Annotated in this window: 23 protein-coding genes; 3 read left to right on the forward strand and 20 right to left on the reverse strand. The window is 37.1% G+C overall.

The window, feature by feature from the left end:
- Positions 1-24 precede the first annotated feature (24 nt).
- From PGH12_RS06290 to egtD, 5 genes are read right to left on the reverse strand one after another with little or no spacing between them, the layout of a single operon-like run.
- Positions 25-1,188, reverse strand: a complete 1,164-nt coding sequence (locus PGH12_RS06290) for a MalY/PatB family protein (protein WP_267597319.1) — start codon at positions 1,186-1,188, stop codon at positions 25-27.
- A gap of 1 nt (position 1,189) precedes the next feature.
- Positions 1,190-2,755 (reverse strand): ABC transporter permease/substrate-binding protein, encoded by a 1,566-nt coding sequence (locus PGH12_RS06295; protein ID WP_267597320.1) that lies wholly within the window; start codon positions 2,753-2,755, stop codon positions 1,190-1,192.
- Positions 2,752-3,660 carry an ABC transporter ATP-binding protein gene (locus PGH12_RS06300; protein WP_267597321.1) on the reverse strand — a complete coding sequence of 303 codons (909 nt, stop codon included), beginning with the start codon at positions 3,658-3,660 and terminating at the stop codon, positions 2,752-2,754. Before PGH12_RS06300 ends, PGH12_RS06295 begins: the two co-directional genes overlap by 4 nt.
- Before the next feature lie 6 nt (positions 3,661-3,666).
- Positions 3,667-4,839 (reverse strand): ergothioneine biosynthesis protein EgtB, encoded by a 1,173-nt coding sequence (egtB, locus tag PGH12_RS06305; RefSeq protein ID WP_267597322.1) that lies wholly within the window; start codon positions 4,837-4,839, stop codon positions 3,667-3,669.
- A 17-nt stretch (positions 4,840-4,856) separates the two neighbouring features.
- Positions 4,857-5,846: an L-histidine N(alpha)-methyltransferase gene (egtD, locus tag PGH12_RS06310; protein ID WP_267597323.1), complete on the reverse strand. Its 990-nt coding sequence runs from the start codon at positions 5,844-5,846 to the stop codon at positions 4,857-4,859.
- Between the two features lie 222 nt (positions 5,847-6,068).
- Between egtD and PGH12_RS06315 the strand changes: the two genes are divergently transcribed.
- The 3 genes from PGH12_RS06315 to PGH12_RS06325 all read left to right on the forward strand — a co-directional run bounded on the left by PGH12_RS06315 (position 6,069) and on the right by PGH12_RS06325 (position 9,396).
- The gene (locus tag PGH12_RS06315; RefSeq protein ID WP_267597324.1) at positions 6,069-6,863 is read left to right on the forward strand and encodes an alpha/beta fold hydrolase; all 795 of its coding nucleotides are present in this window, start codon (positions 6,069-6,071) and stop codon (positions 6,861-6,863) included.
- The gene (locus tag PGH12_RS06320) at positions 6,856-7,965 is read left to right on the forward strand and encodes a PAS domain-containing sensor histidine kinase (RefSeq protein WP_267597325.1); all 1,110 of its coding nucleotides are present in this window, start codon (positions 6,856-6,858) and stop codon (positions 7,963-7,965) included. The genes PGH12_RS06315 and PGH12_RS06320 overlap by 8 nt, the downstream gene beginning before the upstream one ends.
- Positions 7,966-8,799: 834 nt before the next feature.
- Positions 8,800-9,396, forward strand: a complete 597-nt coding sequence (locus PGH12_RS06325; protein ID WP_267597326.1) for a Crp/Fnr family transcriptional regulator — start codon at positions 8,800-8,802, stop codon at positions 9,394-9,396.
- Positions 9,397-9,450: 54 nt separating this feature from the next.
- On the opposite strand, the gene PGH12_RS06330 is transcribed toward PGH12_RS06325, so the two are convergent.
- The 15 genes from PGH12_RS06330 to PGH12_RS06400 form a co-directional block, all read right to left on the reverse strand.
- The gene (locus PGH12_RS06330; protein WP_267597327.1) at positions 9,451-10,455 is read right to left on the reverse strand and encodes an SDR family oxidoreductase; all 1,005 of its coding nucleotides are present in this window, start codon (positions 10,453-10,455) and stop codon (positions 9,451-9,453) included.
- 54 nt (positions 10,456-10,509) lie between these two features.
- Positions 10,510-10,764, reverse strand: coding sequence for a GlsB/YeaQ/YmgE family stress response membrane protein (locus PGH12_RS06335; protein WP_267597328.1), 255 nt, complete (start codon positions 10,762-10,764; stop codon positions 10,510-10,512).
- Positions 10,765-10,805: 41 nt separating this feature from the next.
- Positions 10,806-11,261, reverse strand: coding sequence for a hypothetical protein (locus tag PGH12_RS06340; protein ID WP_267597329.1), 456 nt, complete (start codon positions 11,259-11,261; stop codon positions 10,806-10,808).
- A 48-nt stretch (positions 11,262-11,309) separates the two neighbouring features.
- Positions 11,310-11,831: a CinA family protein gene (locus PGH12_RS06345; RefSeq protein WP_267597330.1), complete on the reverse strand. Its 522-nt coding sequence runs from the start codon at positions 11,829-11,831 to the stop codon at positions 11,310-11,312.
- A gap of 124 nt (positions 11,832-11,955) precedes the next feature.
- Entirely contained in the window at positions 11,956-12,546 is a 591-nt protein-coding gene (locus tag PGH12_RS06350) for a ferritin-like domain-containing protein (protein ID WP_267597331.1), read from the reverse strand.
- 71 nt (positions 12,547-12,617) lie between these two features.
- Positions 12,618-13,433 carry a KGG domain-containing protein gene (locus tag PGH12_RS06355; protein ID WP_267597332.1) on the reverse strand — a complete coding sequence of 272 codons (816 nt, stop codon included), beginning with the start codon at positions 13,431-13,433 and terminating at the stop codon, positions 12,618-12,620.
- Positions 13,434-13,630: 197 nt separating this feature from the next.
- A complete protein-coding gene (locus PGH12_RS06360; RefSeq protein ID WP_267597333.1) occupies positions 13,631-13,876 on the reverse strand; it encodes a hypothetical protein in 246 nt (81 codons plus the stop codon).
- Between the two features lie 241 nt (positions 13,877-14,117).
- Positions 14,118-14,735, reverse strand: a complete 618-nt coding sequence (locus PGH12_RS06365) for a hypothetical protein (protein ID WP_267597334.1) — start codon at positions 14,733-14,735, stop codon at positions 14,118-14,120.
- A gap of 28 nt (positions 14,736-14,763) precedes the next feature.
- A complete protein-coding gene (locus PGH12_RS06370; RefSeq protein WP_267597335.1) occupies positions 14,764-15,417 on the reverse strand; it encodes a DUF6766 family protein in 654 nt (217 codons plus the stop codon).
- A gap of 24 nt (positions 15,418-15,441) precedes the next feature.
- Entirely contained in the window at positions 15,442-16,926 is a 1,485-nt protein-coding gene (locus PGH12_RS06375; protein WP_267597336.1) for an alpha-amylase, read from the reverse strand.
- A 5-nt stretch (positions 16,927-16,931) separates the two neighbouring features.
- On the reverse strand, positions 16,932-17,684 hold the full coding sequence (locus tag PGH12_RS06380) for an SDR family oxidoreductase (protein ID WP_267597337.1): 753 nt from the start codon (positions 17,682-17,684) through the stop codon (positions 16,932-16,934).
- Between the two features lie 5 nt (positions 17,685-17,689).
- Positions 17,690-18,487, reverse strand: a complete 798-nt coding sequence (locus PGH12_RS06385; RefSeq protein WP_267597338.1) for an SDR family NAD(P)-dependent oxidoreductase — start codon at positions 18,485-18,487, stop codon at positions 17,690-17,692.
- Between the two features lie 11 nt (positions 18,488-18,498).
- A complete protein-coding gene (locus PGH12_RS06390; protein WP_267597339.1) occupies positions 18,499-18,990 on the reverse strand; it encodes a CinA family protein in 492 nt (163 codons plus the stop codon).
- A 50-nt stretch (positions 18,991-19,040) separates the two neighbouring features.
- The gene (locus tag PGH12_RS06395) at positions 19,041-20,207 is read right to left on the reverse strand and encodes a zinc-dependent alcohol dehydrogenase (RefSeq protein WP_267597340.1); all 1,167 of its coding nucleotides are present in this window, start codon (positions 20,205-20,207) and stop codon (positions 19,041-19,043) included.
- A 324-nt stretch (positions 20,208-20,531) separates the two neighbouring features.
- Entirely contained in the window at positions 20,532-21,149 is a 618-nt protein-coding gene (locus PGH12_RS06400; protein WP_267597341.1) for a DUF4142 domain-containing protein, read from the reverse strand.
- Positions 21,150-21,272: the final 123 nt, after the last annotated feature.

A 21,272-nucleotide genomic window follows, 5' to 3' on the forward strand; every position in this document is an offset into this window, starting at 1 on the left:
TAAATATAGCAATGTGCTTTATGGTTACCTTTTCAAATAAAAATTTTCCAGTTTTTGCAAACCTTGAATTAAAATTTCTCGCGGACAGGCGATATTAATTCGCAAAAACCCCTCACCTGCTCTGCCATACATTGTTCCGGAATTAACCCAAAGCTTTTCCTCGATTAACAATAATTTTGAAATTTCGTCAGATTCCTGACTAAGAAAACTAACATCAAGCCACACAAGATAGGTAGCCTGGAGTGGAATAACTTTGATTTCAGGTAAATATTCAGCACAAAATTTTAAGAGAAACTGATAATTTTCCCAAAGATATAATTTCAGCTCATCAAGCCAGTTTCTTCCTTTGGTATAAGCAGCAATCAACGCGTCAGCAGCCATCGGATTTGGATATATGGTTTCCTGAAATTCTAAAGTTTTATAGATTTGATTTAAAATATTTTTATCCTGTGATATAATGTATGAAATCGACAAACCCGACAAATTAAAAGTCTTGCAAGGCGAGCCACAAGTGATGGAAACAAGATGATAATCAGCAGCAATCGAAGCGAAAGGAATATGTTGATGATTTTCGAAAACCAGATCAGCGTGAATCTCATCCGACACGACGATAACTTGATGTTCGGAACAAATTTCAGCGATTTTTTCAAGTTCAGATCGAGTCCAGACTCTTCCGACAGGATTGTGAGGATTGCTGATTAACAGCATTTTGGTCTTAGAATCGGAAGCTTTGATTTCCAAATCGTCAAAATCTATCTCATAATTTCCGTTTTTGTAAATAAGATTATTTTCAATAAGATTGCAGCTACAGCTTTCAATAATCGTGAAAAAATGATTATAAACAGGAGTTTGCAAAATTATATTTTCTCCTGGTTTTAAAAAAGTCCGTACGATTGCCGAGAGAGAAAGAATCATTCCCGGAACCGGCAACAAACAATCTTTTTGGATGGTGAACTGATGATAATCTTGCCACCAATCAATAATTGACTGATGGAAATTTTCCGGAATATTACCATAACCAAAAACCCCGTGAGCAATTTTTTCAGAAAGTGTTTCTATAATTTCCGGAGCGGTTTTAAAATCCATATCGGCAACCCACATTGGCAGAACTTCTGCATCTTCTGCCAGATCCCATTTTACAGAATCGGTATTTTTTCGTGATATGATTTCGTCAAAATTATACTTCATTTTACTTGGAGTCAAGATATTTTTTCAGGTCAGAAATTGTTTTTATTTTCAGTTCTGCCGCTTGTTTTTCTCGCATCATTAGCGCATAAGAATTATTAAAACCGAGCGGTTTTAACCATCGGATTCCGTATTGTTTCTGAAATTCATCATCAACATAATTATACGTACTTTCAGCGCTTTTTGTAACCTTCATGACTTTTTTTTCGTCAGGTTTTAATAGAACTAAAAGTCCTGTTCCTGTATATTCGGGATAAAAATCGATAGCGTCATTCATCAAAGCATCAAAGCATATTTTCGTTCCGCCCAATCCTGTTTTTGTTTCTACCTGATAATTAGTGTAGCCTTCGATCAACATTTTATAAATCTCTGCGAGAATGTATTGCTCACCAAAAATCTTAGAACCAATTCGAACCGTACCTGAATTTCCGTTATTTGAAATTTTATATAATTTATTTTTAATTAAAAAATCTTTCGCGATTTTTTCAGGTGTTTGATTGAGATAATCTGAACGGTAATTTAAATCTGTCATTATCGAATCATTAAATTTTCCTGCTAACAAATTCAGCGTTTTTTCAAGCTCGGGAAATTTTTGCAAAATCTTTATTTTAATGATTGGCGCAGCAAAATAAGGAGGAAAAATCTTCTTGTCATCTTCCAATACATACAAATCAAAAGCCTTGATTCTACCGTCTGTAGAATATCCGCTGATTAAATCCAATTCGCCTTCATAAGCCGCTTTGTACATTACCGCATCATTCACAACTTTCGGATTTACATTTAAATTATAAACAGATCGCAAACCGAGATCACCGTCTTGCCGTCCCATAAATTCGGGCGTAAAACCAGCTTTAAGTTTAGTATCTGATTTAGTATTAAACCAATAAACTGCACTAATAATTACTAAAATTGCCGGAAAAACATACCAGAATTTTCGAAGATCGTGATAATTTATTTTTTGAAAAACAGCAATGAGCTTATCCAACAAAACTGCCAAAAGTGCCGCGGGAATTGCTCCGGCGAGAATCATATTGGTGTTGTTGAGTGAAATTCCACCAAAAATAAATTCGCCCAAACCGCCTGCTGCAACAAACGAAGCTAAAGTCGCGACACCAACATTAATTACAGCTGCAGTTCTGATTCCTGCAATGATGACAGGCATCGCCAGCGGAAGTTCCACTTTATAAAGCAGCTGTTTGCGGCTCATTCCCATTGCTTTCGCTGATTCTATAACGGCCTGGTTTACACCTGTAATTCCTGTATACGTATTTCTGATAATCGGTAAAAGTGCGTAAATTAACAAAGCGACAATCGCAGGAGTGGCACCAATTCCAAAAGCGGGAATCATAAATCCCAACAATGCAATGCTCGGAATGGTCTGTAAAATTCCTGCAACACCCAAAACCGAACCTGCTAACTTTCTTTTTCTGGCGATGAAAATTCCCAGAGGTAAACCGACGATAATTGCCAATAGCAAAGACAAAAACGTGAGTCCCAAATGCTGTGTAATCTGAGTTAATAATTTTTCGTGCTGTTCTGAAACAAACTGCCAAAGACTCTGCTGTGTCATACAATTTGTAGTTTTCGGTAATCATTGAACGCTTTCATTATCTTTTCATAATGAACTGTATTTTGCGGGTCAGAGCTTAATTTTTGTAAAATATTCCAAATATTAGAATCTTCAGTAAAGTCGTTTTGAAAATCAGAAAGGAAAGGAATTACATCTCTTAAGACAGTAACCTTATATTCCAACAACAATCGGTTTGCAGCAAAAAAGTCTTTAACGAAAGCATTTTTTGGATGATAAAGCATTTCTTTTGGAGTTCCGGTCTGGACGATTTTTCCTTTGTCCATCAAGCAAATTCTGTGTCCCAATTCAAAAGCTTCCTGAACATCGTGTGTAACCAGAATGATCGTTTTATTTTTTAATTCCTCCAAAGATTTGAATTCCGAATGAATATCGGCTTTCGTAATATTATCCAAAGCTCCGAAAGGTTCATCCATCAGTAAAATTGGAGAATCAGCAATCAAAGCTCTGGCAATCCCGACTCTTTGCTGTTGACCGCCGCTTAATTCATTTGGAAAACGGGACAGAATATCGATTGAAAGATTGAGTTTATTTAAAAGTTCCTTTGTTCGGTCATCTATTTTTTTTTGATTCCATTTGAGAAGTTTGGGAACAGTTGCGATATTTTCTTTAATGGTATAATGCGGGAAAAGTCCGGAATTCTGCATTACGAAACCGATTCCCATTCTCAGATTTTCGACTTTTTGTTCACGAATGTTTTTCCCATTAATTAAAATATTCCCGGAATCGGATTCTATCAGTCGATTGATCATTTTCAAGGTCGTTGTTTTTCCGCAACCGCTTGTGCCCAAAAGCACTAAAATTTCCTTATCATTTGCCTGAAAGGAAATATCATCGACCGCCGGTCTTCCGTCAAAATATTTAGAAACCGATTCAACTTTTATCATAGAAAATTATTTCGCCAAACGGATTCCTGTGAATTGCCATTGCAAATTGGTCGGGAAAAAATTTCGGTAGGTATTTCTGCTGTGCCCTTTCGGAGTTGCCTCTGATGCACCACGCAAAACAGTTTGATTGACCATAAATTTCCCATTATATTCACCAACTGCACCAGCTTCTTTTTTGAAACCCGGATAAGGCAGATAGGCAGAATTCGTCCATTCCCAACGTTTTCCCCAATCGAAATGATTTGATGAAACTTCCCACTCTGCTTCCGTTGGCAAGCGCATTTCTTTCCAAGATGCAAAAGCTGAAGCTTCGAAGAAATTGATATGGCAAAGTGGTTCATCGGGATTGATTTCCCGTAAACCGTTTAAGGAATAATGCATCCATTTTCCATCGATAAAATGCCAGTATAACGGAGATTTTGTTTGATTTTGTTTTACCCAATCCCATCCTTCGGCGTGCCAATGTCTGAAATCTGAGTAGCCGTCAGCTTTCATAAATTCCAGATATTCTCCGTTGGTTACGAGCTGACTTGAAATTTCAAAATCATTTAAATATACTTTATGTCTTCCCAATTCATTATCAAAACAAAATCCTTTTCCTTCAAAACCAATTTCATAAACACCTTCCGGAAAACTGATCATTTCAGATTGAACTTTAACCTTATTTTGCTCAGTATTTTCCTTTCTATAAACCGGAAAAAGCGGATTGTGACCCAAAATATATTTGATGTCTGTCATTAATAATTCCTGATGCTGCTGCTCGTGATTAAGACCTAATTCCATTAATGATTGAATGCTGTCATTCATCAGATTACTTTGAAAAAATTCCTGCATTTTTTCGTCAACATATTTTCTGTATTGATAAACATCAGAAACAGATGGACGGCTCAAATTTCCTCTGTCTGTACGGATTACTCTCGCACCAACCGTTTCGTAATAACTATTGAAAACGAAATTGTACTGCGCATCAAAGACCTCATAATCAGGGATATTTGGGATAAGAATAAACGTTTCAAAAAACCAAGTTGTGTGTCCCAAATGCCATTTCGGCGGACTCACGTCAATAATTGGCTGAACAACGTAGTCTTCAATTTCTAGAGGTTCGCAAATATCTACCGAGTGCTGACGAATCTCTGTATATTTTTTGACTAAATTCTGAGTTAGTATTTCTGCTTCCATTGTTAACTTCTTTTAAATTAAATTACCTGCCAGATTGAATCTACGTACCAGTTTTTAGAATCCTTTATTTGCCCTATAATTTTAAAACCAGATTTTTCGGCCAATTTGATGATGTCAGTTTCAGAGAATTTGTGGGAAACCTCCATGTCGATTAATTCATTTTCTTTAAATTCAACAAATTCATCAGAGATTTTTACGTTTTGATCTTTCAGGCTGACAAGATAACTTCTGCAGGCTCCACTTACAGGATCATAGGTCTGAAAATGCTGAAAATTTTTAATTTCAAAATTGGCATTCAGTTCACGATTGATACGTGTTAAAAGGTTGAGATTGAATGCGGCGGTGATTCCTGTTTGATCGTTATAAGCATTGAGAATAGTATGCGGATTTTTCTTTAGATCAAAACCAACTAAAACAACATCACCAGAATTGAGATTTTTTTTGAGTTCTATGCAAAAATTTTCTGCCTCATCGGTATTCATATTTCCGATATTGCTGCCTAAAAACAGAACGACCTTTTTTCTTGAGGACATTGCAGCCGCCTTATGAAGCATCTCAAAATAGTCGCCTTCCAGAGAAACTATTTCAAGCTTTGGAATTTTAACACTTAATTTTTCATTTAAAACTGACAAAATATTTCCCGAAATATCGATAGGCATGTAGGTGAAATCTCCTCCCTGCTCGACTAAATATTGCAGCAGATAAGTAGATTTCATCGCATCGCCGGCTCCCAACTCAATTAAATCGAAAGCTTCATTTCCTGAAGCGATAAAATCTGTAAGTTTTTCTGTTTTATTTTTAAATATATCGAGTTCGCATTTTGTAAGATAGTATTCCGGCATTGCCATTATTTCCTGAAAAAGTCGGTCGCCGGTTTTATCGTAAAAATACTTTGAAGATAATTTCTTTGGAGTATTTTTCAGTCCTTCTAAGACATCTGCCTGAAATTTATCCGAATTGATCACATGATTTTGTGTGTGAGCATCTGTATCTAACTGTACATTCATGGTGTATATTTTGATGTTGGTGACTGACTACTACAACTATCTTGCCGCCATAGCCATCATCGTTCCTGAATTTTGGAATTTTGATTTTCATGGTAATATAAATATACATTTATTTTCGGAAGACCACCAAACCTTCAGCATTTCAATTTGAAAATGTGCTGATTGCGAAAATTTAATTACTAATCCACATTTATTCATTAAATTTACAGAAACTATTGATTAATGAGTGTCCTCAAGAGAAACAACGTCACAATCACAGGAAACGGAGAGAATGTTATGCTTTTCGCTCATGGTTTTGGTTGCGATCAAAATATGTGGCGGTACGTTTCACCTGCTTTTCAGGACAATTACACTACAGTTCTCTTTGATCATGTGGGTGCAGGAAATTCAGATCTTTCTTCCTATTCTTTCGAAAAATATGATGAGCTTGAAGGATATGCGCAGGATATTGTAGAAATTGCCAACGAACTTAATTTAAAAAATGTAGTTTTCGTAGGGCATTCCGTAAGTGCCTTGATGGGACTTATTGCCGCAAAAATAAAACCTGATCTTTTTAAAAGCTTAGTATTGGTATCTCCTTCTCCATCTTATATTAACCAAGACGATTACGTAGGCGGATTCAGCAGGTCTGAGATTGAGGAATTATTAGAATCACTCAACAAAAACCATCTTGGCTGGTCTGCAACGATGGCTCCTGTGATCATGGGAAATCCTGACAGAAAAGATCTGAATGAAGAATTAACCAACAGCTTCTGCAAAACCGATCCTGAAATAGCAAAACATTTTGCACGCACAACATTTTTATCAGACAAACGAGATATTTTACCTGAAACTAATATTCCGGTAGCTATTTTACAATGCAGCAATGATGTGATTGCACCAGTAGAAGTAGGTAATTACATGCATCAGCAAATCCCTGAAAGCAAACTTGTTATCATGAACGCGACAGGTCATTGCCCCAACCTGAGCGCGCCTGAAGAAACCATTGCAGCGATAAGAAATTTCTTGAATGACTAACAGCAGTTCGCCAATACACTCTCCTGACTTTGATGATTTTTTCGAATCTTCATTATGCGGTTTTGTGATCACCGACGGAGAAGGAAAAATTGCGAAGATCAATTCCTGCGCCGCGCAATGGCTTAGTGGTTCTCCTGCTCAGTTTACAGGCAAAAGGTTCTCTGAAATACTGTCAATTGGTGGTAAAATATATTTTGAAACCCATCTTTGGCCTCTGCTTCGTATGCAAGGTCATTTTGATGAAGTTTCTATAGAACTTATTGATACCGGAAAAGGCAAGCTGCCGGTTTACATCAACGGTTACGAAAGAAAAGACGAGAATAATCAACCCATTTTTATGCGGTTTACAATTTTCAAAGCATCTGACAGACGTCTTTACGAGGAAAATCTTGAAATTGCCAAAAAATTAGCTGAAAACAATCTTAATATAGAACAGCAGAATGCAATCATACGTGAACAGTTCATTGCTGTGCTTGGTCATGATCTTCGAAATCCGCTGGGCGGAATTATGAGTGCAGCCCAGTTGCTACAAAGATCAGAGTTGAACGAGCGCGATAAAAAACTGATGAACGTGATTCATTCCAGCTCAAAAAGAATGTACGAGATGATTGATAATATTATGGATCTTGCACGAGGCAGACTTGGCGGTGGCATCCCGATCAACCCGAGATCTGTTGACCTTACAGAACTTCTGAATCAGGTAAGCGATGAATTACAGGTCGCATGGCCGGAAAGAAGAATCGAGGCAAACTACAACATCAGTACCGAAGTGCAGTGTGATCCTGCAAGAATTGCGCAATTGGTTTCAAACCTTTTAGCAAATGCCATCACTCACGGCTCCGTAGAAACTCCGGTAACGATCAATGCACAAGCAAACAAAGAATTCTGGGAAGTTTCTGTAATCAATGAAGGAAAACCTATTCCGGAAGAGGTCATGAAGAATCTATTTCATCCTTTTCACCGCGAAGGCTCAAAATCTAATCACAACGGGCTTGGTCTCGGTCTGTTTATAGCTTCAGAAATAGCAAAAGCTCACAACGGAACTTTAAATGTTACTTCAGACAAAGTGAAAACTTGCTTTACATTTTCTGTCAAAAAATAATCTTATTTAATTTCAATATTGAATAAAGTATTTTTCAATCCAGATTTCATTTTTTTTGGTAAAAAATTTTTTAAAAATATCAATGTCATAAACTAAATTTTAAAAATTAATATGACCTAACGCATATAGAACAAAAATTCTAATTGATTAGTTTTGTTCGTCCGTACAAAACGGAATAATTTTTTTTCATCATTTGTGTTTTAGCCTTCTCAATTTTTTGAGAGGGCTTTTTATTTAATTGAGCATAACGACAAATTTATAGTGAAAGTCAATATTTAGATTCAACCTCATAGTTTTAAATATGATCTATGTCATAATTTAAGAAAAAACCTTTCGATAAATTTATTGCATTGTACCATTCTAACTGACCACCCACAATGCACAAAAAATCAAATTATTATAAAAATCACACCTTAAAATACTGCATTACACGATGTGAAAAAATGACTTTCATGCACTTTGAGAAGTATTTCAGTAAATGATAAATATTTTATAAAGATTGAGAACATAGAAAATCGCTTATCTATATCTTCAAACTTATTAAACCTACAGATTGATGAATTGTAGCTCGTGAAATTTAAATTTACAAAAGCATATTAATACCAATATTATAAAAATACAGAAGCTGCACCAATTTGTAAAATTTTATATTGAAACGCAAAAGATGCATCAATGAATGGTTTGAATCATGACGGGGAATAGTATAAACCGCAAAATAGGTCATCAATTTCAGAATCTTTTCTTTTGGCAGAGATTCATTTACCTAAAAACATAAATCGAGGGAAATCTTATTTCATTTTCCTAATAATCCTAAATAAACCAAAAACTAAATGTATGCTTGTTGACATCGAATTATTAAAATCTTACGGCGGAATAACAGAAGATTACGCGCCTTCGGAAGTCATCTTTAATGAAGGAGAAATTCCCAGATATTATTATCAGATCGTTACCGGAGCCGTAAAATTAAATCATATTGATGATGGTGCAAAAGAACTTATTCAAAGTATTTTGAATAAAGGACAAAGTGTGTGCGAACTTTTACTTTTCATTGATGAAAATTATCCCGTTAGCGCAATTACCATTTCTCATTGCACAGTTATAAAAGTTTTAAAATCAAAATTTATGTCACTGTTAAACGATCATCATCAACCTTCTGTAGATGTAAGAAAGTTTATCTCTGAACGTCTTTATCACAAATTTATCATGATGCAGAATAACGCATCAAAATATTCTAATACTCGGATTAAAGGAATTCTAGAATATTTTAAAAGCTTCAGCGAAGACCAGAGTCCTTATACATATGAAGTTCCTCTCACGAGGCAGCAACTGGCATCAATCACCGGATTGCGGATAGAAACCGTCATCAGAACTGTAAAAAAAATGGAAAAGGATAAAATTTTAAAGATCGAAAACCGGAAGATATATTTTTAATTAAAAAAAAGAGACTGCCAAAAAAGCAGTCTCTCACTCAAATAATCCATGGCATTACGGTTGGCCATTTCCTCCGGCCGCTCCGTAAATCTGTCCTGTTGCAAAACTGGCGTCATCTGCTGCCAATTGTACAAAAATAGAGGCAAGTTCGGCGGGCTGTCCCGGTCTTCCCAATGGAGTATCGCCTCCGAATTTCACTAAATTTTCCTGTGTTTGACCGCCACTCACCTGCAATGGCGTCCAGACTGGTCCGGGAGCAACGCCATTTACTCTGATTCCTTTTGGCCCCAATTGTTTGGCTAAAGATTTAACATAATTGGTTGTAGCAGCTTTTGTCTGAGCATAATCATAAAGATCCGGCGAAGGATCGTACGCCTGAACTGATGATAAACCAATAATGCTAGAGCCGGGTTTCATATGAGGCAAGGCTGCTTTTGTAATCCAGAATGGCGCATAGATATTGGTTTTTATCGTCCAGTCAAAATCTTCTGTAGTCATATCAAGTATCGATTCTATGCTTTTCTGATGTCCGGCATTATTAACAAGAATATCTAAACCGCCAAGCTGCTGCACAGCCTGATCAACCAGTTTTTTACAGAACATCTTGCTGCGTATGTCACCCGGAATTGCAATGGCTTTTCGGCCTTCTTTTTTGATAAGCTCAATCACCTGCTGTGCATCTTCTTCTTCGGCAGGAAGATAATTGATCGCCACATCTGCACCTTCTCTTGCATAAGCTATCGCTGCGGCACGGCCAATACCGGAATCACCACCTGTAATAAGTGCCTTTCTTCCGGCAAGTCTTCCGGAACCGACATATGTTTTTTCACCATGATCTGGAACTGGGGTCATTTTGCTTCCCAAACCCGGAAAAGGCTGCGACTGACTTTTAAAAGGTGGCTTGGGATATTTATTTCGAGGATCAGTAAGATCCGGTACCGATGTATTTTTAGGTTTATTATTTGGGGTCTGCGCCAAAGTAGATGGCGCTACGGCTGCAACAGCGATGGTGGCTGCTATTTTACCGATTGCTTTTCGTCTTGTGATTTGATCTTCCATAGGATAAAATTTGATGCTAAAAAGTTATATATATTGATAAATTTTAAAATAATATTACCGGTGCCTGTCATAGCTGCGGTAAAGAAGTAAGAATAATATAGCTCCGGAAATTGGTGCGATAATCGTGAGAAAACTCCACAGATTTTCATAATAGAGATCGGTTATATTAAGGATCACTCCGGCTGCCACTGCTCCTATAATACCGAAAAGAACTGAAAAATTATGATCATCGTCAGTCGGTTGATGGGTTCCCAACTTTGCAATAATTCCAATTATTAGGCCAACAAAAATCCATGCTAAAATTTCCATATATAATTGATTTAGGTGATTTATCTGTTTTATTTAAATAATTATCTGCAGGTCAGTAATATTTGGTAAGCTCCAATTCCGGTTACATGATCGGTAACTGAAACCGTCATATTTTCTTTTGTGAATTGAGAAACCAAAATATCTTCAGACATTTTCTTTTTACCGGCGTATTGATAGCCTTCTTTTGGCAGTTCTTCTTTTAATCTGGTTATACGAGCTGCAGATCCGTTGACAATGCTGAGAATATTCGAACAAGCTTTTGGGTTTTTTATTACTGTAATAACCATGAGCTTTTCTGTATTGTCACTGTCATTAGTATAAACTTTTTGGTTGACGTCTTCAATATCTTCAAATCTTTTAAAACCAAATCTGGAAATCATTATTCCGTCAAGATCGGCAAATTCGTGCTGAGCAATCTCAGTCATGTGCGAGGCGTTCAGTTCCTGCGCATGATAAAGGTTGAAGAATAATAAAAAATTAAGTAGAAGAAGTTTCATTTAAAAAAAATTAAATATTTAATTGTTATAGCCTTTAAGCTCATCCTATTATTCATCAATTCCCACTTCATTTTTTATGATTTGGTGTAGCTTTAGATGACCGAGAAATCTCTGCAAAATTTGCTCGGTGTAATATAATTTGATGTTGAGAGATTCAGCTTTCTTATCAAGCATCAGTTTATCAGAGAAAACAACAGTTCCTTTGTACAAAATGGAATAATAAGCAAATATCTCGTACGCCGAATCTCTTTCCGGGGTACAGTAGCCGGAAGTTGCAATGCACCATTCACTTTCGAAAATTTTTGATGCGTGGCGACCCATCGTATCTGCCACAAAACTAGAAACGCAGTTGCAGTTTTTAATCTCAGCAATATCCACTTTCAGAAGTTTCACAATTTTATCCGGAGTATGCACGATAATGCCACCTTTATAAAATAATTTTGAATTGATCATTTCTGAAAATGCTACCTGCAAAAGACCTGAAGTCACACTTTCTGCGATACAAATGGTCTCGTTTCCGGACATAAAACTCTCATTGATCTCTTCTAATAGTGCTTTATCGAATTCCATGATTATTTTAATTTAAATATAATTTGTTTCGGTAATATTTTTAAAAGCCGAATAACGTACGATCAAAATATCTTTTGAAAACAAGTCATACATTTATTCTGTATGACTTGTTTTTTTGTGAGATTTAACCTTCCTGCTGTGCATCGAAGTTGATGTGTGTTTCAGCAATCTCAGTAAGATTATAATCGGTATCTTCCTCTTCCTGTAATGTTTTTTCTAAAAGATCAGCCGCTTTATCGTGTCCCATTGTGATGGCAAGCTGTACGAGACCTCCATAAGTAGCAATCTCATAATGCTCTACTTTCTGAGCTGCAATGATAAGAGCTGCATCTCTGGTCATAGAACCTTCTTCTGTAGATTTTATGATCTCTTCGCCTTCTTTGATAAGACCATCCATCGCTTCGCAGGTTTTTTGTTCGGGCGTTTCGTCGATCGATTTAAATACTTTATCTAATCTGCTGATGTGTTTTTTGGTCTGTAACTGATGATCTTCAAATGCATCTTTCAGCTCTTCGGTAGTTGCAGCATCACCCATTTTTTGCAATGCATCAACAAGTTTGTGCTCGGCATAATAAATATCTTTAAGAGCATCAACAAAGAACTTGTGAAGAGGTGCATTTTTCATCTCTTTTTCATTCACTTTTGCGTTGTCTACCTGCATTTTTTTTTCTGTAGAATCTGCTGCTGTACTATTTTCTGTTGTTTTAGTGGCCATAATGTGATTGGTTTTAAGATTATTAAAAATTGCCCCTTAAAATTTTCTAAGAGGCAATCAAGAAAAAAGAATTATGAATTACGTCTGCCTCCGAATCCTGATCTGCCAGATCCTGATGATCTTCCGCCTCCGTGAGAAGCCTGACCGCCCATACGAGCTATTCTTGTACGTTCAGATTTGCTCATCGATGCAAAACCTCTTCTTGAAGTACCACCACCAGAAGAGCCGCCTCTGTTGTTTCCGCCTGAGCCGCTGTTTCGTCCTCTGCCTGAGCCACCATTTCCTGAACGTGAACTGTTACTATTGTTTGAACCTGAAGATCTACCGCCTCCGTGAGAAGCCTGGCCACCCATTCTGGCAATTCTTGTACGCTCAGCCTTACTCATGGATGCAAAACCTCTTCTAGACGTGTCGCCGCCAGATGATCTTCCTCTTCCCTGTCCTGAAGAAGAACCTCTGCCACCGCCTCTCGATGAGCCGACGCCAGATTGCGATCCTGAACGGGAACCGCTAGATCTGCCGCGTCCGCCTGAAGTAAATCTTCCCTGGCTGTCACGCTGCTGGTTTCCGTTTCCTGAGTTTCCTCTTCCACGGTTATCATTGTCGTCTTCGTCGTCATAATCATCATCGTCATAATCATCATCATCGTAATCGTCATCATCATAATCGTCGTCATCGTCGTAGCTGTTTTCATACGAATCATCATCATCGAAGTAATCTTCATAATCTGAGAAGTCATCGTCATAATCTTCATCTTCGCTTCCGTCACTGTATCCGTGATCGTAGCCTAGTTGGTAAGCTTCTTCAAGACTCGACTGATCGTTGTTTGATGAATTTCTTCCAGAGTTTCTACCGGAATTTCTGTTGTTTGAATTTCTAGTGTTCATAACATTTACTTTTTTGAAATTAATATTTAGTGATTCACTACAATCCGTGACTAGTATTGAATTGCAGCTGCTTTTTTGTTTTTAGACATTACTTTACCTTCACACCGCCAAGACGGTATGCTTAAAAAATGACAGTAAAATAGCCGTCAAAGCATCTGATGCTTTGCTTATAGACTGGTTTTAAAAATTAAAATAATTTACCTTGATGTGGTAGTGGTAGCAGAATCTCTATTCTGACCTCTACCAGACATGGTATCGCCTGTTCCAGACGAAGTTCCCGAAATTGTATCAGACGGCATAGGTGAAGAATTAGAAGGATTCATATACGTAGAATCTGCGGAAGTAGAAGTATCTGCACCTGTAGGAGTGGTTGTTTGTACTTCTTTTTTACAACTGATAAGAGTAAGCCCTAAGATGAGTGCTGTTGTGATAATTGATTTCATATAATAGATTTTTTAATTTGGTATTTCAAAGCTATAAAATGCTGAAAAGCCATCCTATGATCATAGTCATACTGAAAAAAATATTTTATAACCTATACATTAACAGCTATTTAAAAATAAAAATAGTTACTTTAATGATAGATATTTCACGCTTTTAAGAAAACAAATTTTTTGCCAAACGATCTTTGATAATAGAAATTTTACTCAAAAATTGTTTTAAAATTTAATCCTAAAAATTAAATTAAAAATCTACAAGACTGTCTGTGAGAATTTGCCACTGTATTTTTGAGAGACCTACCATTCCACCTAGAGCGATCATTAAATTTCTGGCTTTATCGGCAATGTTTGCATCTAAATTCGGAGACTCATTACGACCGTAGACTCCAAACTTTATAAAATCGTCACCTCGGGAAATGATGAATGTCGATGTAGCATCACTACCGTAAAAGTGTGCGGTATGAGTATCGTCTCTGCCTGGAACTCCGGAAGGCCGGCAGACCATCACGTAAGATTCTAAAGTTTCACCGTTTATAAATTCTTCTGAATAAAGATCGGCGATCTCCACCCAGTCGTATCCTCTCGCTTCGAAGTTTCCCGGGCCCGGAATGTCTATTCTGATAAAATCACCGATTTCAGGAAGTCTTTTTTTCAGGATTCCCTCCTTGGTGTGCAGTTTAAATTCTGCACCTTTTGATTTCGAATAATAATCCCAGTAATTAACCGATAAAAATCTGTCTTTTAAAATCTGATAATTTTTACGTGCAAGATCTTGATGATCAAAAAACTTCACGCTTTCTGTATCATGAAAACTTCCTTTTTCCTGCACAGGAACATTTGGAATTTCTTTTGGTTTCAACATAATATAATTTCAGGTTAATAGAATTGATTTAGTTTTCATTGTGTGGCATATCTACGGGTTTTGATTCCGGAGATCCTTTTTTCCTCAGCCAAACCGATAAAATAACGATGGAAGCGACAGCTAAAAATTCGCTCTGCCAGTTCTGGAATGACTCAAACCAAAATCTAGCATCAAAAAAATAACTTTGAGCACTTACAGCCGACAACTTTTTGGCAGACTGACTTTCAAAATAATCTTTATAACTTCCATAAAAATGAAGGGCAAAACTTACTAAAAAAAGCAATGCAAAAGCAATAGAAAGAGAATGCTTGTAAAATTTAAGCCAAACTCCACCTTTTTTGACTGGCCACGGTGCTTTCGAATGCGGTTTTGGCTCTTCGTCAACATCTTCTTTTTTGTCTAAAGATTTTGACTCGCTAGAGCCTCTCTGCCGTAAAAAAACAGTGAGTAAAACATACAGCATCATTTGCAGGAACTCACTTTCCCAGTTTTCGAACGTTGCCTGGATAAAATGGCCGCTCTGCAGATAGTCGCCCATACCCAGAAGTTTCTGACCTTCTTCCGCCAGTTCTTTATTCTCTGTTCTCCAGCCTGTTACAAACTGTCCGTAAAGACATACAAGCATTAAAGCGATCAGTACGATCCCGAGACTGTTGCGATATAAAAAACTATGTTTCGGCATTTCTTTTTATAAAAATTAAATTATTTAGTCAGAATAAAAATCATTTTTTATCCAAACACTCACAGAACACATATTGACCTTGAATATTCCTTTTCCGTTGTCGTCTAAAATAATTTCATCATTTCTAATATTTAAAAAATCTCTGAAGACAGAATTTGCAAATTCTTTCCCCAAGTCTATTTCTTTGTAACCCTCACCGCTGTTAGAAATGATCACCACGCAACCGGGATGATCTTTTTCGCCCTTTCTAACAAAAGCAATACAGTTTTTATGATCAAAATACTTTATCTGTTCACCATGTGCAAAAAGCTTTCTTGCCTCCATAAGTTTTGGTAAAATCTCTACTTTCGGCATTATAATATGCTGCTCTTCGCCATCTTTCTGATCAGTATATTCTGCCCCAAAAAGATCAGGATAAAACACGCACGGATAGGCATCTTTTGTAAGAAGAATAATTGCATACGCAATAGGTTTAAACCAACTGCGTACTGATGATTCTAACGACTGAAGTCTCTGTGTGTCGTGATTTTCAACAAATGAAACAGAAAAAATTGGTTTTCTTTCCAGAAAGCTGCCGTCGAGAACCTTTCTTAAGTCATAATCTTTTCCCTCATTTGATGCATTAAAAAAATTATAATGCAGAGGCGCATCAAAGCATGAGATTAAATCGTTCATCTCTTGCGAGAAATCATTGATTTTTTCGGCTTCGTCTTTCCAAAATTCACCAAGGATAAATAAATCAGGGTTTATTTCTTTTTTAATATAGCTTATCCATTCTTTCAAAAAGTCGAGAGAAATATGCTTGAGCGCATCCACCCTGATTCCGTCTGCCTTGGTGGTTTCCAGATACCATTTGATCCAGGTCTTCATTTCCTGAACAACCTTTGGATTTCTGTATTCGATGTCTGCGCCCATGAGATAATCATAATTTCCAAACTGATGGCTAACTGCATCATTCCATTCTTCGCCGTATTCATTATGAATTTTAAAAATACCTTTGATTTTACGGTTGTCTTTTTTAATATTGTCAATTCCACTGAAACATTGATGGTTCCATATAAATTCTGAATATTTTCCGTTTCTACCTGGGAAAGTAAACTTCGTCAGTGCTTTTGCCATGAAAGCCTCAGCAATTTTTATATTTCTGTCTTCTTCGCTGACCTCATGAACGGTGATCTGTTCCTCTTCATCGCCTCCCATCCGATGATTCAAAACTATGTCGGCATAGACGTGCAAACCCGCTTCATGTGCTTTCTCAATAGAATTTAAATATTCATGCTTAGTCCCGTATCTTGTTGGAATTCCTCCTTTCTGGTCAAATTCACCCAAATCGTATTGATCATAAATATCATATCCACGACCACGCAGATTTTCACTACATTTTGTCGCTGGCGGAAGCCACACAGCAGTAAAACCCAATTCTTTTAGAAAAATTGCTTTATCTGCAAACTCATTCCAGAGATTACCCGGATGATACCAATGAAAAAACTGAATGATAACGCCGTTCATATTATTTATCCATTTACAATCAAACCACCATTCGGATGTAAAACCTGACCCGTCATCTGTACTGACGCATCTGTTGCCAGAAATAAATAACTGGATGCAACTTCTTCTGTGGTAGCCTTTCTTTCAAACGGAGGTTTGCTTTCGTCATCTTCGCTGTCTCCAAAAGTTTCCTCAGTAAGCGGCGTTGCAACAGGACCCGGCGCAACTGCATTTACACGTATTCCTTTCGGCTTAGACTGTAATGCAAGCGAGCGGGTAAAAGAAACAATTGCTCCTTTGGTAGCAGAATAATCAATCAATTCTTCATGCCCCTGATAAGCGACGGCAGAGGTCGTATTGATCACAGAGCTTCCGCTTTTTAAATAAGGAAAAGCTGCTTTTGTCAGCAGAATCATACCGACTATATTTGAATTAAATGTTTTTCTGATATTTTCCTCTTCTATCTCAGCAATATCATCGCATGGAATCTGCGTTCCTGCATTGTTTACAAGAATGTCAATGCCTCCAAATTCTGAAATTGTTTTTGATACCACATCCTGACAAAACTGATTATCATTGATATCACCTCCCAATGCAATAGATTTTACACCTAGCTCCTGAATTTCCTTTTTAGTTTCTTCAGCATCTTCATGATCATTGTAATGAACGAATGAGATGTTGGCTCCTTCTTTAGCAAAAAGCAACGCCACAGCTTTTCCTATCCCACTATCTGCTCCGGTTATAAGAACCGATTTATCTTTTAATTGCCTATTATCCATAACTACTATTTTTGATCTACAGGTTTTTGCATTTCTCCCATTCTATGTGCTGCCATACTGTCTGTTGCAAGGTTTGACATAGCAACGGTAAGCTTATTCTTTAATCCTGAAATAACTCTCTCTTCTCCACTCATCAGTGCCTCAAAACCATCTTTAGCTACTTCTTCAGGTGTCGACAGGTTGTTTTTATCTTCCAAAATTTTGCTTCTGTTCATATCTGCTTTATTAAAGAAATCTGTATCGGTAGGTCCCGGAAGAAGAGCCGTAACGGTAATTCCCGAATCTTTCAACTCTTCCCGGATGGCCTCAGACCACGATAATATAAAAGCTTTTGTCCCATGATAAACAGAATGCCAAGGTCCGGGAGCTTTGCTGGCGATCGATGCCAGATTCAGAATTTTACCAGAACCTTTTTCGAGACGGTCTTGCAAGAAAAGTTTAGTTAAAATTAATACAGAATTGATATTGAGATTTACAATATCCACTTCTCGGCTGATTTCTGTATCCTGAAATTTGCCATAAACTCCCTGACCCGCGTCATTTACCAATATTTCCGGGCTGATTCCTTTTAATTTGAGTTCGGCATAAACATCATATACTTCCTGAATATTAAAAAAATCTTTCGCAATGGGTAAAACTGTTACTCCAAATTGTTCAAATTCTTCGGCTTTCGCAGATAATTCTTCTAAATTTCTTGCAACGATAGCCAGATTGTAACCGTTTTTTGCAAATAATTTTGCCAACTCATACCCTATTCCGCTTGTTGCCCCGGTAACGAGTGCATATTGATTTTTAGTTTCCATATTTCTTGATTTTAGTGTTGAGTATTCAGATTTTTATTTAGCGATTCCAAAATAAATTCTGCATAATATATTTGGGCGTTAAGTGCATCCGTTTTATCATCAAGTTCGATTTTCTCTGCTACAATCACTTTATTTTTAAATACTATTGTGAAGTATGCAAAGATTTTAAATTGAGATTCTGCAACCGGTGTTGCATATCCTGTTACTGCAATTCCCCAATCAGAATTAAAAAGTTTTGCCACATTAAATGCCATCTGATCAGCAATATTCTGTGATACACAATCAACTTTTTCTGCTTCAGTTTTATCTACATTCAGCAGATTTACTTTTTCTTCAAGTGTATATGCAGTAAGCCCGCCTTTATAAAATTCCGAAGCATCCTTCATCTGAGAAAATGAAAATTGCAGATAGCCGGAAGTCACACTTTCAGCTACTGATATTGATTTATGGGTGTTCTTTAACGATCTGCTGATCTCGTTCAGCAAAGAATGTTGAAATTTCATATTTTTAATTGTTTGTGAAAAACTGCTTTAATAGAAAGCAACTCTGTTGATTATCTCCAGGGATCTAAGACTACTTTTACGCAGCCATCCTGTTTTTTGTCAAAAAGTTCATATCCTTTTGCAACGTCATCAAGTGAAAGTCTGTGGGTAATAATATCATCAAGTTTTACCTGTCCCGTTTCTACATATTTCATTAATTTGTCTATGACTGCGTGTACAGGAGATTGACCTGCTTTCAGAGTAATTCCTTTATCGAAAATCTGCCCAACTCTGAAATTATCGTAGTTCATCGGGTAAACGCCTAATATGGAAACAAACCCGCCACGACGCACTCCGCTTATACAAGCTTCCAAAACTTTCACAGATCCTTTTTCGAAGTTGACCAAAGCTTTTGCTCTGTCGATAAGATTTCTATCGGGTTCGAATCCTACTGCATCAATACAAAGATCTGCGCCTCTGCCATCGGTCATACTTCTGATCTGGTCGACAGTTTGCTTAGCATCTTCCCAAAGAATAGTTTCGCAACCCGTAAGATTTTTTATCTGATCTAATCTGTATTGTACAGTATCGACGACGATTACTTTTTTTGCTTTATATAGAAAAGCACTTTTTACCGCCATTGATCCCACAGGACCAGCCCCAAAAATCGCCACAGTTTCGCCTCCTTTTAGATCTGCCCACATCACTCCCGTATATCCCGTAGGAAAAATATCCGTAAGAAATAATACCTGCTCGTCGGTAAGAGAATCTGCAACTTTTCGCGGACCAAAATTAGCATAAGGAACTCTAACATATTGCGCCTGTCCGCCATCATAGCCACCATAAAGATCTGTGTAGCCAAACATTCCTCCGCCCTTTTCAGTAACGAGACCGCCTTCCGGACCGTAATTCTGAGGATTAGAATGTTCGCAACCCGAAGGAAGATCGTGCTGACAGAAGTAGCAACCGCCGCATGCCACCGGGAAAGGCACCACAACACGGTCACCTACCGAAAGATGACTGATATTTTTACCCACTTCCTCTACTATTCCCATAAACTCGTGCCCCATAACCATAGGACGAGGTTGCGGTATACCACCGGAATACATATGCAGATCGCTGCCGCAAATGGCTGTTGAAGTTACACGAAGAATGATATCATTTTGATCCTGAATTTTAGGATCGTCTACTGTATCGCAGGTAATATTACCCGGCGAGTGAAAAACTGCTGCTTTCATATTAATATTTTAATTGGTGTGATGTGGTAACTGATGCGACAACTTCTCGCCGGTCTGCATCAAAAATAAATCTCAGAATCAGATAACTGTGATCATCGATTTATTCGTTATTTCGAAATTAGGACTTTAAAAAAAGAAAGAAAATGATTCAAATCATATAGAAGCGTAATTTTCTCATTTTAGAGAAAAATAACGATCATTTTTTTGAATAAAACATCCAAAGGAGAGAATGCTCTAAAAAGAAAAAAGCTATTTCTGTTGGATTTAAATCTTTTAAATTCAAATCTTCCAGAAATAGCTTATGTAAAGTTGAAAATTAATCTGCTACTTTAATGCTGCTTTTGCCTTTTCAGATTCCATCAAATGATGCTCCAAAGTAGGAACCGTTTTTCCTGCAAAACCTTTAAGCGAAGCTTCAGAACCTTCTGATGCTTCTTTCTTGAAATCTGCAATATCTTTTTTGTGGTCGCTTACCATAAGATCAACATACATTTTGTCAAACTCTGCTCCCTTTTTCATTTTTAATTCATCATGTTTTTTTTGCTGATCTGCATTCATACTTGTTGGTAAAGTGTAGCCTGCAGTTGCAGCCCATTTTTTCAGCTCATCATTAGCTTTCCCATGATCTTTTGCCATCATTTCGCCCAATGCCTTTACAGTTGCATTGGTAGATGTTTTTGCTGCAAGATCACCTAACATCACTTCCATCATACCTCCCTGTGCAGCTGCATCAGCAAATTTTTTATCCTGATCACTTAATGCATTTGCTGTAGCATCTGTGTTTGTACCAGATACAGTGGCAGAATCGTTGAGCGCCATTGATGTGTCTGCAGGAGAAGTCATTGCTGTAGTGTCTACCGTATCAGCAGTTGTTGTGTTTTCTTTTTTGTTACATGCTGTAAGTGCAGCCAAAGCTAACATTGTCAGAATTGAATTTTTCATAATACTATAATTTTGGTTTGGTTTAAGAAAATGCAGTACGTTTTTAGTACTCCGCAAAAGTGGTAACAATTATTTTGCCAAATTAAATTTATGCTAAGGAAATTGGATAAATAATTGACAAAA

Origin of the sequence: Chryseobacterium sp. CY350 (assembly GCF_027945075.1) — a bacterium.
GTDB lineage: Bacteria > Bacteroidota > Bacteroidia > Flavobacteriales > Weeksellaceae > Chryseobacterium.

What these genes read in the sequence shown, in the direction of transcription:
- PGH12_RS06395 (WP_267597340.1), bottom strand. Translation starts at nt 20,207, where the DNA reads ATGAAAGCAGCAGTTTTTCACTCGCCGGGTAATATTACCTGCGATACA.
- PGH12_RS06290 (WP_267597319.1), bottom strand. Translation starts at nt 1,188, where the DNA reads ATGAAGTATAATTTTGACGAAATCATATCACGAAAAAATACCGATTCT.
- PGH12_RS06400 (WP_267597341.1), bottom strand. Translation starts at nt 21,149, where the DNA reads ATGAAAAATTCAATTCTGACAATGTTAGCTTTGGCTGCACTTACAGCA.
- PGH12_RS06320 (WP_267597325.1), top strand. Translation starts at nt 6,856, where the DNA reads ATGACTAACAGCAGTTCGCCAATACACTCTCCTGACTTTGATGATTTT.
- PGH12_RS06335 (WP_267597328.1), bottom strand. Translation starts at nt 10,764, where the DNA reads ATGGAAATTTTAGCATGGATTTTTGTTGGCCTAATAATTGGAATTATT.
- PGH12_RS06380 (WP_267597337.1), bottom strand. Translation starts at nt 17,684, where the DNA reads ATGGATAATAGGCAATTAAAAGATAAATCGGTTCTTATAACCGGAGCA.
- PGH12_RS06385 (WP_267597338.1), bottom strand. Translation starts at nt 18,487, where the DNA reads ATGGAAACTAAAAATCAATATGCACTCGTTACCGGGGCAACAAGCGGA.
- PGH12_RS06360 (WP_267597333.1), bottom strand. Translation starts at nt 13,876, where the DNA reads ATGAAATCAATTATCACAACAGCACTCATCTTAGGGCTTACTCTTATC.
- egtD (WP_267597323.1), bottom strand. Translation starts at nt 5,846, where the DNA reads ATGAATGTACAGTTAGATACAGATGCTCACACACAAAATCATGTGATC.
- PGH12_RS06325 (WP_267597326.1), top strand. Translation starts at nt 8,800, where the DNA reads ATGCTTGTTGACATCGAATTATTAAAATCTTACGGCGGAATAACAGAA.
- PGH12_RS06340 (WP_267597329.1), bottom strand. Translation starts at nt 11,261, where the DNA reads ATGAAACTTCTTCTACTTAATTTTTTATTATTCTTCAACCTTTATCAT.
- PGH12_RS06350 (WP_267597331.1), bottom strand. Translation starts at nt 12,546, where the DNA reads ATGGCCACTAAAACAACAGAAAATAGTACAGCAGCAGATTCTACAGAA.
- PGH12_RS06315 (WP_267597324.1), top strand. Translation starts at nt 6,069, where the DNA reads ATGAGTGTCCTCAAGAGAAACAACGTCACAATCACAGGAAACGGAGAG.
- PGH12_RS06300 (WP_267597321.1), bottom strand. Translation starts at nt 3,660, where the DNA reads ATGATAAAAGTTGAATCGGTTTCTAAATATTTTGACGGAAGACCGGCG.
- PGH12_RS06370 (WP_267597335.1), bottom strand. Translation starts at nt 15,417, where the DNA reads ATGCCGAAACATAGTTTTTTATATCGCAACAGTCTCGGGATCGTACTG.
- PGH12_RS06375 (WP_267597336.1), bottom strand. Translation starts at nt 16,926, where the DNA reads ATGAACGGCGTTATCATTCAGTTTTTTCATTGGTATCATCCGGGTAAT.
- PGH12_RS06355 (WP_267597332.1), bottom strand. Translation starts at nt 13,433, where the DNA reads ATGAACACTAGAAATTCAAACAACAGAAATTCCGGTAGAAACTCTGGA.
- egtB (WP_267597322.1), bottom strand. Translation starts at nt 4,839, where the DNA reads ATGGAAGCAGAAATACTAACTCAGAATTTAGTCAAAAAATATACAGAG.
- PGH12_RS06390 (WP_267597339.1), bottom strand. Translation starts at nt 18,990, where the DNA reads ATGAAATTTCAACATTCTTTGCTGAACGAGATCAGCAGATCGTTAAAG.
- PGH12_RS06330 (WP_267597327.1), bottom strand. Translation starts at nt 10,455, where the DNA reads ATGGAAGATCAAATCACAAGACGAAAAGCAATCGGTAAAATAGCAGCC.
- PGH12_RS06365 (WP_267597334.1), bottom strand. Translation starts at nt 14,735, where the DNA reads ATGTTGAAACCAAAAGAAATTCCAAATGTTCCTGTGCAGGAAAAAGGA.
- PGH12_RS06345 (WP_267597330.1), bottom strand. Translation starts at nt 11,831, where the DNA reads ATGGAATTCGATAAAGCACTATTAGAAGAGATCAATGAGAGTTTTATG.
- PGH12_RS06295 (WP_267597320.1), bottom strand. Translation starts at nt 2,755, where the DNA reads ATGACACAGCAGAGTCTTTGGCAGTTTGTTTCAGAACAGCACGAAAAA.